This is a genomic window from Paenibacillus plantarum (assembly GCF_013141695.1).
In the GTDB taxonomy this organism is placed as follows: domain Bacteria; phylum Bacillota; class Bacilli; order Paenibacillales; family NBRC-103111; genus Paenibacillus_E; species Paenibacillus_E plantarum.
Window position 1 is genome coordinate 135,731 of sequence record NZ_WHNY01000026.1, and the last position, 12,613, is coordinate 148,343.

Annotated in this window: 7 protein-coding genes; 1 reads left to right on the forward strand and 6 read right to left on the reverse strand. The window is 45.6% G+C overall.

From position 1 onward, the window contains the following. Positions 1-304: 304 nt before the first annotated feature. Entirely contained in the window at positions 305-3,433 is a 3,129-nt protein-coding gene (gene lacZ, locus GC096_RS07595) for a beta-galactosidase, LacZ type (protein ID WP_171629625.1), read from the reverse strand. After that, positions 3,430-4,416: an L-glyceraldehyde 3-phosphate reductase gene (mgrA, locus tag GC096_RS07600; protein WP_171629626.1), complete on the reverse strand. Its 987-nt coding sequence runs from the start codon at positions 4,414-4,416 to the stop codon at positions 3,430-3,432. Before mgrA ends, lacZ begins: the two co-directional genes overlap by 4 nt. 287 nt (positions 4,417-4,703) lie before the next feature. On the opposite strand from mgrA, the gene GC096_RS07605 reads away from it, so the two are divergent. Further along, a complete protein-coding gene (locus GC096_RS07605) occupies positions 4,704-5,576 on the forward strand; it encodes an NAD-dependent epimerase/dehydratase family protein (RefSeq protein WP_171629627.1) in 873 nt (290 codons plus the stop codon). Between the two features lie 137 nt (positions 5,577-5,713). Here GC096_RS07605 and GC096_RS07610 read toward each other — a convergent pair whose 3' ends face one another. The 4 genes from GC096_RS07610 to GC096_RS07625 form a co-directional block, all read right to left on the reverse strand. Further along, positions 5,714-7,708 carry an RICIN domain-containing protein gene (locus tag GC096_RS07610; RefSeq protein ID WP_171629628.1) on the reverse strand — a complete coding sequence of 665 codons (1,995 nt, stop codon included), beginning with the start codon at positions 7,706-7,708 and terminating at the stop codon, positions 5,714-5,716. A 104-nt stretch (positions 7,709-7,812) separates the two neighbouring features. Then, complete coding sequence (locus tag GC096_RS07615) at positions 7,813-8,304, reverse strand: RICIN domain-containing protein (protein WP_171629629.1); 492 nt, start codon at positions 8,302-8,304, stop codon at positions 7,813-7,815. A 540-nt stretch (positions 8,305-8,844) separates the two neighbouring features. Next, positions 8,845-10,335: a glycoside hydrolase family protein gene (locus GC096_RS07620; protein ID WP_171629630.1), complete on the reverse strand. Its 1,491-nt coding sequence runs from the start codon at positions 10,333-10,335 to the stop codon at positions 8,845-8,847. Between the two features lie 47 nt (positions 10,336-10,382). Beyond that, entirely contained in the window at positions 10,383-12,407 is a 2,025-nt protein-coding gene (locus tag GC096_RS07625; protein WP_171629631.1) for a glycosyl hydrolase 115 family protein, read from the reverse strand. Positions 12,408-12,613: the final 206 nt, after the last annotated feature.

Genomic DNA, 12,613 nt, shown 5'->3' on the forward strand with positions numbered 1-12,613 from the left:
CACTATACTTCTAATTTTTAACTGGAAAATGTACAGCTATTTTAGACAAATTCCCTCGAAAATCCGTTTTAACTGGAAAACATGTAGGTAAAACTGCCTCTTTTGTCTAGATCGGGTAAAATGGTTAAAATTAGCTGTAGGTTATCCATTTATTCACCGTTTGATCGAAAAATCCAAAGAGTTAACTGTAGAAAATACATTTATTCTCGTCATCATGTAAGGAAAATCACAAAAACCCAGCGACTCTTACAAGCGCTAGGTTCGTGTGAGTAGATGTACTTTACTAACTACCGGAAGGAAATATCTAAATTAATTGCCGCTTAGCAAGTTGAGCCGGCGAACCTGATACGGAGGTCAACAGTGTGAGGCGGACATGAAAGTGGAAATCCTCCGCCTTCAACACATACTGCGGAAGCACGCCAGGTCCGCAGCTGGCACTGCCGATGCCGTTCTGCGCTAGATCGAGATGCAAGAAGATGCGGTCACGTTCCTTTAAATCAAACGTATGCTTCGCCTTCTCTAGGTCTTCACTCGTATAGCGACGAGCTGTGAACCCGAACTGCGGCGAACCTGTCGCCAACAGACCTGCTCCTTGCGCATTCGTCATCGCGAGCCATCGCGTGTCGGAGCGATTGCCGTTTTCTTGCGGCACGATATATTCGGTGAACAGCTCGCGCACAGTACGCTGATAAATTCCAAACTTCGCGGCTTGCTTAGAATCCGCATACGTTTCACCGGGGCCACGGCCATACCACTCCGCCTGTTCACAATCGTTCGGCAGCGCCAGACGAAGTCCGACGCGAGGGAAAGTTTCCGGAGCGTCGCCGCCCTCGATCGATCCGTTTACTTCGATCGCCACGTCTCCGTTGGCATAGATCGTATACGTGTACAACGTGTCTACCGACCATTTGAGAATCGGTGGCGCTACACGTACTTGGCAGGTAATCGTCACAACCGTTCCACTGTTGTTACAGCTCCAGTCCAAGTCCATTATACGATGCTGCAGCCAGTGCAGCCCTTTCAACTTCCATAGGACCGTTGCTCGTTGATCATCCGCGAGGGAGGTCCTCCAATCGCCGATCGGCCGCATATCGTTGTCCGTCGGAGCACGCCACAGATCGAGCTTCGGCCCTTCCTCTAACAGACGTACACCGGCATGTCTCCAGCTAGCGATAACACCGTAAACACTGTCAAACTGAAGTTCAAAATCACTTCCCTGTATGTCCAACATCACACCGTTCTTCGTAACAGATAATGGTGCGTAGTCAGACAATTTAGCGGTAATTTTAAGCTCCGATTTATTCGGAAGTTCAAATTGAGCCCACGCAACCTCAAAACCAGCTTTAGCCCATGACGTATCAGCAGCAAGCAGAACGCTGATATTTAACCAGTAATCGGTTGCAGGCTGCAAGCGTTCTGGCAGTACATAATGAATGTTCATGTTGTCCGTACGGCCTGGCTCGATCTCGGGCAGCTCGCCCTTGCCTGAGCAAACAACTTTGCCGTCAGCCATGACATCCCATACCAATTGTAAATGCGTCAAATTCACGAAATCGTATCGATTCGTTAGCTTCAACAACCCTACCTGTAAATCTAACGCTTCGATGATCACAGGTTCCATCACTTTCTTAAGTTCCAAAAGTCCTGCCGATGGCACACGATCTGGGTTAACAAGACCATCGATGACGAAATTCATATCGTTCGGGGTTTCTTCAAAATCTCCGCCGTAGGCGAAAAATTCCTTACCATCAGCTGTCCGCTGACGGATGCCTTGATCAACCCATTCCCACACGAAGCCACCCTGCAACCGCTTGTAGGTATAGAAGACATCCCAATATTCTTTCAAGCCGCCTGGCCCATTGCCCATGGCATGCGCATATTCGCATACAATATGGGGTTTATCCAGATCTTCACGCTGGCCAAGTTCGTGCAACTGCCAAATCCTGTTGTACATCGTACTGTATACGTCGGCACTCACAGCTTCTCGATCTTCGGCGTAGTGCACCAATCGTGTTGGGTCGTGCTCCTTGGCCCAGTTATACATCGCTACGTGATTACAACCGTAATACGATTCATTGCCCAAAGACCAGAGGATAATAGAAGGATGATTCTTGTCCCGTTCAATCATCCGTTCAATCCGATCCAAATAAGCCGGTTCCCACTCAGGGTCATCACTTAATTGATTCGAGTTGTCTGTCCGATGGAAGCCGTGGCACTCCAAATCGGCTTCGTCAATGACGTAAAGTCCGTATTCGTCACACAGATCATAGAAGCGTGGATCGTTTGGATAATGGGAGGTACGGACCGCGTTAATATTGTGTTGCTTCATTAGAAGTACATCTTGTAACATCGATTCAAGAGGTATGGTTCGCCCAAGATCGGGATGATGATCATGTCGGTTGACTCCCTTGAACTTAATTGGCGTCCCATTTACAAGTAGTAAACCGCCACTCAATTCGACACAACGGAATCCAACACGTGCGGATGTAACCTGCGTAGTTTCGCCAATTACCCGGATCAACAGCTTGTACAAGTAGGGATCTTCCGCAGACCATTTCCTCGGGTTGACGACAGGAAGCTTAAATAAAGTCTCTTGCTCCTGCTTCAAAACACCGCCTGTTATGACTCCCTCTGCATAACCGCCTTCTACTGCTTTCCCACTTGCATCAAGTAGTTGCAGTTCGACACTAACAGCTTCCTTAGCTTCGTTCCTACTTCCCAAGCTTAATCTGACTTCAAGAGAAGCATCGCGGTATTCACTATCAAGAAGTGTACGAATGGAGTAATCGTATACGTGCGTTTGCGGTGCAGCTGTCATATACACGTCGCGGAAAATACCGCTCAGCCACCACATATCCTGATCCTCGATATAAGAGCCGTCCGACCACTGCATGACACGAACCGCAAGAACGTTCGTCCCCTCGTGAATGTGGTCCGTGATATCAAACTGCGATGGCATGCGGCTGCCTTTACTGAAACCTATTTCCTTGCCGTTTACCCATACGAAGAACGCACTATCTACACCTTCAAAATGCAGCATAATCCGCTGCCCGTTCCAGCCAGCGGGCACCGCAAATTTCCGGCGGTAGGAGCCTGTCGGATTTTCGGTCGGCACTAGCGGCGGGACAACCGGGAACGGGTAGACAACGTTCGTATAATGCGGTTTGCCATAGCCGTGCATCTGCCAACAAGAGGGTACTGCAAGATCATCCCAGTCGCTTGCATCGAACTCTTCCAGATGAAAGCTCGAAGGGGCATGTGCTGGTGTCGGCGCATAATTAAATTTCCAATTTCCATTTAACGGCACATAGTAAGGAGATAACTCCCGTTCATTGCATAAAGCACTCTCATCGTCTGCAAACGGTATGAATGCAGTTCTGGCTGGCAGCCGATTCCGCTGCAGCAGCTTGTGATTTTCCCAGTCGTTCTTCATATGATCTCCTCAATTCTCATTAACTCGTCCTGACTGAAATCCAGATTTTTCAAAGCAGCAACGTTATCTTCAATCTGGCTTACCTTACTTGCCCCTATGAGAGCCGAAGTAACCTTTCCTTCTCTAAGTACCCAAGCGATGACCATTTGAGAAAGTCTTTGATCACGCTCTAGCGCAATAGCGTTCAAGCGTATGATTTTGGACATGACCTCATCCGTGATGGCATTGACACTCAAAGCTCGACTTGCGCTTGCAGCCCTTGAATCGGCAGGAATTCCGGTGAGATATCGGCTGGTCAGCAGTCCCTTTGCCAAAGGTGAAAAAGCTATGGAACCCATTCCTTCCTCTTTCAGTACATCCTGCAGCTCGTTTTCTATCCATCGATCAAACATATTGTACTTGGGTTGGTGAATCAGACAAGGTGTACCCAGTTCCTTCAAAATGCCAGCAGCCTGTTTGGTCTGCTCAGCGCTGTAATTAGAGACGCCTACATACAAGGCTTTTCCCTGTCTCACTGCTGTGTCAAGTGCTCGCATCGTTTCTTCTATAGGCGTCTCTGGATCACATCGATGTGAATAGAAAATATCAACGTAGTCAAGTCCCATCCGCTTAAGGCTTTGGTCTAGGCTGGTCAACATATGTTTCTTTGAGCCACCGTCTCCATATGGGCCTTCCCATATGGGATTGCCTGCTTTGGTAGATAGGATCAACTCATCGCGGTAAGGTTTGAAATCAGCTTTAAATAAACTACCGAAATTCTCTTCGGCAGTACCTGGAGGCGGCCCGTAATTGTTGGCTAAGTCAAAGTGGGTAATGCCAAGGTCGAATGCACGGCGCAGCATTTCACGTTGAGTTTCTAAGGGATTTACACCGCCATAATTTTGCCAAAGTCCGAGGGAAATAGCAGGCAGTTTGAGGCCTGAATTACCACACCTTGTATACTTCATGTTGGCATATCGTTCATTTTTAGGTGCATAGTACATACAATAACCCCCATTTGGGAAGAGAACCCCTTGTCCAAGGACAAAGAGTTCCCTGCTCATTAGTTCAGTCTCGAATTTTCTTCATTCTATGGCATACGTTCATCAATAAAAATGTACTAATCTCGGTTCTTTTATGTCATATATTCGTAATTTGACTACTTAATACTTACTCCAACGTTACTAACTGACAAACTTTTCAGTTCTTATGTAAACTTTTCTTTCCCTGTATACTAACTGTGAACAAACAATTGATTGATGGAGAGGCTGATTGAGCCTAAGGAGGACTTATGGACAAAAAACGTATCATTATTACTGGTGGCAGCGGTAAAGCTGGTCAGTGGATTTTAAAGCATTTTGTTCAAAATAATTACGATGTTATTAATCTAGACGTCAAGGCTCCGGCGGATCCTATCTGTCGGACGATTATTACGGATCTCAATGATTTGGGACAGGTACATAACGCGCTATCGCAGTATAGCACCAGGAGCCGGCAAGAAGTGGCGGGTATTGTGCATTTTGCCGCTATCCCTCAAGCATATACGCACACGAACGACATATGCTTCCGAAATAATGTCATGAGCACTTACAATATTTTGGAGGCTGCTGCAAACTTGGGCATTGGGAAAGTCGTGCTCGCTTCGAGTGAGTCGTCTTATGGCATATGTTTTGCCAGCGAATTTTTCGAGCCTCAGTATTTACCGATCGACGAAGAACACCCCCAACTCCCGGAGGACAGCTATGGCTTGTCCAAGGTTGTGAACGAAGTAACCGCGCAGGCTTTCAACCGGCGTACCGGCATGCAGGTTGTTAGTTTCCGTCTAGGGAATATTCTTGTCCCCGAGAGCTATGCACAGCTGAAAGCCAACTTCGACGATACGGAAGCGCGTTTGCGAATCCTGTGGTCTTACATCGATGCAAGAGACGTTGCTTCTGCATGTCTTAAAGCGATTGAAACAGATGGGCTTGGCGCGGAGGCATTGATCATCGCTGCCGATGATAGTTCATCGAACCGGCTTACCCAGGAGTTAGTCGAGCAATACCTCCCCGGAGTCAAAGAAATTCGTTCCTCGCTAGATGGAAGAACATCTCTTATTTCTAACGCAAAGGCGAAAAGAATATTAGGCTGGGAACCTCAATATAAGCTGATGGAGCAAGAGTAAAGGAAAAAGAGAGGCAGTAAGCCTCTCTTTTTCTCTTTGGCTGAGTTAATCCAGCCTGGATAAGCAATAAAAAGGCGTGGGCAAAGAACGGATTCACCGCTCTTCACCCACGCCCAACACTTCACTAGATGTCTACTTCATTCCTTTAACTGCCACTTTTGATTGCCTCCACTATTATCTGTCCACTGAGTAAGCTGAGCTCCGTCTGCCGTCGTCCCACCACTATCTAATGCTTTACCGCTCTTGCGATTAATGAGTTTCGAGTATCCATTTCCAACATCAACGATCTGCCATTGCTGATTGGTTCCGCCGTTATCCGTCCATTGAGCGACTAGAGCTCCATTCGTCGTAGAACCACCTGTCACTTCCAGGACTTTTCCGCTTTTGAGGTTTTTGATCTTATAATAGCCGCCGCCAACATCAACAAGCTGCCACCGTTGATTCTTGCCACCACTATAATCCCATTGCGATATTTTGGCTCCATCCGTCGTAGAACCACCGAAAACTTCAACAGCTTTACTTGTATCTGCGTTCATAATCTTTATAGTAGCTGGATTTGTGTTAAAAGTAATATTGGATGTGTTCGCACCGATATCAATTAGACCCTGGGAAGCATTCGTGATTAAGTTACCGTTCATCTTTAAATCTGTGATGGTTACATTGGAAACTTTGCTAGAACTGTCGTAACCTTGAATGAAGGAATGAAAATTTCTGGTATCCTCAAAGCTAACGCGAGTCAGTTCTATATTGCTAACGGGACCAACCTCGCTACCACTATATTTGGCCGTCCAGACGAGGAGCGGAGACGTTCTGAATTGGCCGCTGGTTCCATTATTGAAAATCCTTTCCGTACGGATATCGATAAAATGAATATCGTCCCATACTCCATTCCCTTGGTCATGGTCTACACTGACGCCACGATAGCCCTGGATCACGTCAATATTGATAAACCAAACATCGCTAATCGCTGCATTTCCTTGCATACCGACCTTCGTACCCGCTGATTCGGTAAAAGCAACCGAATTTTTGTATACGACATCCGTCATCGGTTCTTCCGTTGATGCTTTCGCATCAAATACGTCATCGCCGGTATAGGCGAAGCATTGATCCACAACAGCAAAGGAAGTATTAACAAGATCGAAACCATCGCCATGAATCCAGTTGACGTTATTGATAATCTTTACATTATTAATTTTGACGTTAGTAGCGTCCTGAATTCTAAAGTTCCAAGTTGTTCCATCTCTTAATGTGAAACCCTCGAAGGTTAGGTTATTCGGCTTCGTACCTGACGCGTTTTTGTATGAATGGATGATATATTCTCGATTCGGCCCACTATCGCCTGTTGTGAGCGTCGTCCCATTGGAGTCGATCATCCCTCTTCCTTTGATAGCTACATTAGAGGCCCCTACGATACGAATGTTGGCATTGGTAAAAATGGTGTTCGTGAAATCATAATCGTTTACATCCGATGACCCGCGAAGTACGGAACCAGCAGCTAAATAGAGGGTGACGTTACTTTTAAGCTCAATTTGAGAAAACTTGTAAATACCAGCAGGGAAATAAACAGTGCCTCCGCCGGAACGAGCATTCGCATCATTGATGGCTTGTTGGATTTTGGACGTCATCAAATTCCCGCCTGTTTTATCTACGCCTGAATAATCCATAATGCTTTTCACGCTTCCGCCATTAGGCGTTGGTGCATCTGTCTCCACAGGATCAGCCATAATGACAAGATTCTCCAGGTTATTAATCTTGATTACTAAGTACCGAGATCCGGCTTGAGGAAGGGAAAAAGTTAGATCCTTTCCGCTTACCGTTGCTTCGATGCCGTAACTATGAGGACTAATATTATAGGAAGTGATATTTTCCGAAGCAGTTACTTTAAATGTTGCTGTTCCGGAATAAGACAACTGAGCAAAGGAATAATCAAACTGCCTGGCAACCCTGACAGTAGTCGAATCAACCTTCAAAGTGTAGGCCGAGCTTGTACCGAAGTAAGAAGGATAAGTCACGACGGTAGCCGCCGATGCAGGCTGAGCCATGCTAACAGTGAAACTAAACATTAGAGCAGCAACCACGATAAGTTTTGCCAACCAATTTCCGATTCGGCTATTCACTTTACTAACATACATTATTATTTCGCCTCCAGTTTCATTCTACTTGCCTACGTTCATCCTTAAAAATGAAATGATCTCGCATCTTTTATGCAAAATATTCGCTAATGAGACTGCCTGGTCTACTGCGCAAATAACCGATATTTCTGATTGTCTCCGCCATTATCTGTCCATTGAGTGAGCTGAGCTCCGTCTGCCGTCGACCCGCTGTTATCTAATGCTTTACCGCTCTTGCGATTAATGAGTTTCGAGTAGCCATTTCCAACGTCAACGATCTGCCACTGTTGATTGGTTCCGCCGTTATCTGACCATTGAGCGACTAATGCTCCATTCGCTGTAGAACCGCCTGTCACTTCTAGAACTTTACCACTTTTAACGTTTTTAATTTTGTAGTAACCACCGCCAGCATCGATAAGCTCCCACCGTTGATTCGTTCCAGCATGATAATTCCATTGAACGATCTTTGTTCCATCCACCGTACCACCACCGAAAACTTCAACAGTTTTACCTGAATTTGCGTTGGTAATTGAGTAATTCGTGACCACCGTGTTAAACGTAATGTTGGATGTGTTTGGGCCCATATCAATGATTCCTTGTGTAGGATTCGTGATCATGGTACCGTTCATCTTCAAATTCGTGAAGTTTACATTGGAAACCTTACTCGCGCTGTCATAACCTTGAATGATGGAGTGGAAATTGCCCAGATTCTCATAGGTAATGCGGGTCAGTTCTACATTGCTAATCGGGCCAACCTCCGTTTTATATTTGGCTGTCCAGATGAGGAGTGGAGCCGTCCTATATTGGCGTTATCAAAGATCTTTTCTGTGCGGATGTCGATAAAATGAATATCGTTCCATACCCCGTTGCCTTCGTCATGACTCTACACGCATTGTTATTTCGCCTCCAGTTTACTTGTGGTTGCGTTTCATTCATTACGTACAAGTTACGCTGCGAATCTGTCATCCATAATGGTTAGCAGGCCCCCCTCCTCACTCAAGTAAGCGTTTGCAAACAACTTCATTCTATGGCATATATTTACCAATAAAAAGGGAATAATCTCGTTTCTTTTATGCACTAAATTCGTTGATGGTATGCTATGGTAAACAAAGAGAGCCCGCAATATATGCATGGCTCTGATAATGGTTTTATTTCTACTATACCTTGTTAGTGCTGGAAGTCACCGTTATACCGGCTGTATAGCTACCCACACTAACTCCTGCGTCCGTGACATTCGAAATGACATTCCCACACAAATTAAGGTCGTTAAATGTAACATTTGTCACATCATTCGCATCACTTGAGCCATACAAATGTATGGGGTTAAAAGCCTGTTTTTCGAAATAAGCGCTATCAATAAAAACATTCTTTACAGGTGCTGTACCTGCTTCTATTTCTACAGGAATACTTTTCCCCATGGAGGTAAATACGTAGTTTTCCACCCTCGTATTTACAAAATGGATATCACTCATCAGTTGCTTCCCTGAGGTTGCTTCTACCACAATGCCTCGTCGTGCCTGAACAACGTCGTTATCTTCAAACCAGACGTCATACATGGGGCTGTGGGATTGCAAACCCGCTTTGAGTCCCGCACAGGACGAGAATACAATATTGTTTTTGAAACGAACATTATACATGGCATAGTCAGTTATCGTTGATTTTGCACAAAGAGCATCATCCACGGTCATGACAAAATTCTTTTCCGCTACCGCGTTCCTAGTTCCGCATAAATCGATACCATCATTCATGATTTTATATTGGTCGGCATTTTTGTGATTAATAACCTTAACATGTCTGACCGTAAATCCTTCGCCACCTTGAATACCGTTAATCGTCCACGTGGTCGAGTCCTTGATGATGATGCCCTCTATCGTAACATGATCGGAATGGTTACCTACGATCACATTTCTTCTGTACCCGAGAAAGGTCGATGATGCACGATCTTTATCCATAATCGCTATGCCACTGGCATCCAGGATGCCTCGCCCTATTATTTTGGCATGAGGAGCATGGTCGATCCGAATCATGGGATCAATAAATATTTTACCTTCCCTACTAGTCGTATAATCATAAAGGGTTCTGTCCGGATTTGACTTGATGACGGCCCCGCCTTGTAGGTAAAGAGTGACATTGCTCTTGATGTACAGGATGTCCTTCACTTTGTATACACCAACAGGAACATATACGATTCCCCCACCTGCTGCTGAGGCATCATCAATAGCCTGCTGGATAAGATGGGTAACATCGATCGTCCAGGTGTTGTCTGCCTGATAAGGAGCGTCGATAATATTATAGATACCTGTCCCTGAAGGTGGCGGAGCATTGCCTTCCAAAGGGTCGGCAAGAACAACCATCTTCTCCAAGTCATTAATCTGTATAACCAGATAGGATGGCTTGACAGAGCTGCTGTCGATCGTGAAAGTCAGCTGATTCCCACTTACTATCCCGGTGATCCCCATGCTGTGTGGACTTATATCATAACTTGTGATTGGCTGACTTGCCGTGATAGTTAATGTTGACACCCCTGAGTAGGAAAAATGAGCATAGTGGTAGTCCAAAAAATGTTCAACAATGACAGCGTTCAGGTCTACCTGTAACTGAAATTCCGAGCTTGTTGTCGTATAAGTTGGCTTCAAGTAAGTAATCAAAGTAGCAACACCTCTCCATTATTGGTATAAATTTCTAGGCATGCGTCTCAATAATTCCCTGCACATTCTCTCACTTGGCGGATAAGGTCAGGAAGGTTTAGCAGTACATCACCATCGTACCAACCTTTCCACTTCCCTTTCTCCGCATGCATACGGATAACTGATGCCAGCTGAAGCTCTGCTAATGCCTCCAAGATTCGGCCACGCGCCTGGTACTTTTCGCTTGTAGATCCGGCAAGTACAAACTCCGCTGCAACAGATAGATGATGAACGGTCCGATATAGCGCACGGATGAGAGTTAGTTGGACGATCAGATTGGTCGTAAAGAACTCTCTGCGCTCCTCGTCTATTTCCTGCAAAGCCTGATGAGCCGCGTTCAAAGCCATGTCCCACTTCGGAAGAGCATCTCCAGTGGCATTTTTATAATAGCTTATGAAATCCTCTGCTTGATCGAAAGCCAACAGGGTTTTGTTCTGGATCTCGTCTTTGGTAAACGGTTGACCATTCAGGATGGCCACCAGCTTAACTGTAAGTCTACGGCACATGCCGTCCATCAGGAGCATACGACCTGCGTATCCCCGGTTGTCCAAGGCGTGGAATGCGCCGAAATAACCTTGATATGCAAGAGCAACTGCCCCTCCAACTTGCTGACCGTAATGTTCGACAGACCAATCTTGCAAGTACGCTTCTGGTTGGTAATTCCCAAAATTCCAACCTATTGCCGCCGTATATTGGGTTCCAAGCAGCATTTCTCTGAGGTTCGTTACATTAACAACTAGGTAGTCTGTATTTCCTTGTTGAACAGCTGCTTGCAGATTGTAGTAAATTTTCTGCGGTGAAGTCCCCTGGACCTGATGGGGTCCACAACTCCAGAAAGCAACGTGATAGTAAATCCCATACTGCCTATCTGGCTCTCGTTTTACCTCATAGAAGCTGTCACCCAACATCTGAGTCGGTCCAAAATCCGCATGGATAATGATCGTTTCTTTCGGGAAGGATAGATGTCCCCCCTTCAGAAGCTCCATACCTTCCATCCACAACGTGGCTGTAGAGGCGAAGTCATTGTGACCTAGTGCTTCGACAATAATCTCATGTTGCTTAGCAATGGCACCAGCAATCAACTGACCTCTTCCACTCGCTGTTTCTGGCGCATAGGGATCATCTGCCCAGACAGGCTTGTCGCCCATGCCACGAAGACCAAGTTGCCAAACCACATTGTCATATCGTGCCCAACGGCTTGCATAAAGCCGCCAAACCTCCTCATACTTCTCAGGATTTTTCGTATAGGACAGTGGTTCAACATCTCCTTTTTCCTGCCAATAGCGTCGAACCCTTTTGGGGAATACCCCTAACGGCTCAATGTGATGTTGGGAAATAAGTAGCCCGCGCTCTGACACCCGCCTGACCAAATCCTCATCGGACGGATCGAGGATGTCTAACAAGGAGCACGGGATCAGCAGATTCTGTTTGAGACGGAGTGCAGTCTCCATAATCGGTTCCAGTGCGTTCGCATAACCCGCATGCTTCGTGAAGGCATTGTTCTGGAAATCCTGATCGAATTTCCCAGTCCATCCCAGCAACAGATCCTCATCATTGATGAACCATCCTCGGTAACGGAACGTTGTAGGTCCATCCATCAACGAAATGCTGCCCAAATCAAGACTTTCCTTGGGTGCAGGTGCATGGCCTGTCCACAGATACAAGGGATTCACGCCCAGAACAACTCGGCTAAATTCGTAAATCCCATAGATCGCCCCTCTGGTATCACTGCCAGCAATTACGAGATGACGCCCTTCTTCGCCTATACTTTTAACAAAATAATATTCTTTTTTTCCATCGATATCACTGAAATCTATCTTTTTCTTCTTTAAGAAATCTGAAAAAGCAGGATTGCTTAAACTTCCTACTAGAATAGAAAAGCCCTCTACATCCGAAAGGTACTTTCGGCAATCGGCCTGAATGTTCATCACATGGCTCAAATCACGAATTAAATCTTGCAAAGCTAGCCCAATACCCTGATGTTCCTGAGCGTCAATCCTGATTTCCACTGTTTCTTTTGCTTGTAAAAACAATATGATACACCTCTCTGCTTCTCTTGCGATCATTTCACACTTCGCTATAGCCTTTTTTAAAATTAGTATGATTACTATATCGCATAAGTTCATCAAGAAAAATGTACTTGCTCCGTCTCTTTTATGTAATATTTTCGTATTTGAGCTCTAATCTAATCAATTGCAAGAGTTCCTCAAGGCATAGACAAAGAAATAAAAAGAGCCCG

What these genes read in the sequence shown, in the direction of transcription:
- GC096_RS07605 (WP_171629627.1), top strand. Translation starts at nt 4,704, where the DNA reads ATGGACAAAAAACGTATCATTATTACTGGTGGCAGCGGTAAAGCTGGT.
- GC096_RS07610 (WP_171629628.1), bottom strand. Translation starts at nt 7,708, where the DNA reads ATGTATGTTAGTAAAGTGAATAGCCGAATCGGAAATTGGTTGGCAAAA.
- mgrA (WP_171629626.1), bottom strand. Translation starts at nt 4,416, where the DNA reads ATGTACTATGCACCTAAAAATGAACGATATGCCAACATGAAGTATACA.
- GC096_RS07615 (WP_171629629.1), bottom strand. Translation starts at nt 8,304, where the DNA reads ATGATCACGAATCCTACACAAGGAATCATTGATATGGGCCCAAACACA.
- lacZ (WP_171629625.1), bottom strand. Translation starts at nt 3,433, where the DNA reads ATGAAGAACGACTGGGAAAATCACAAGCTGCTGCAGCGGAATCGGCTG.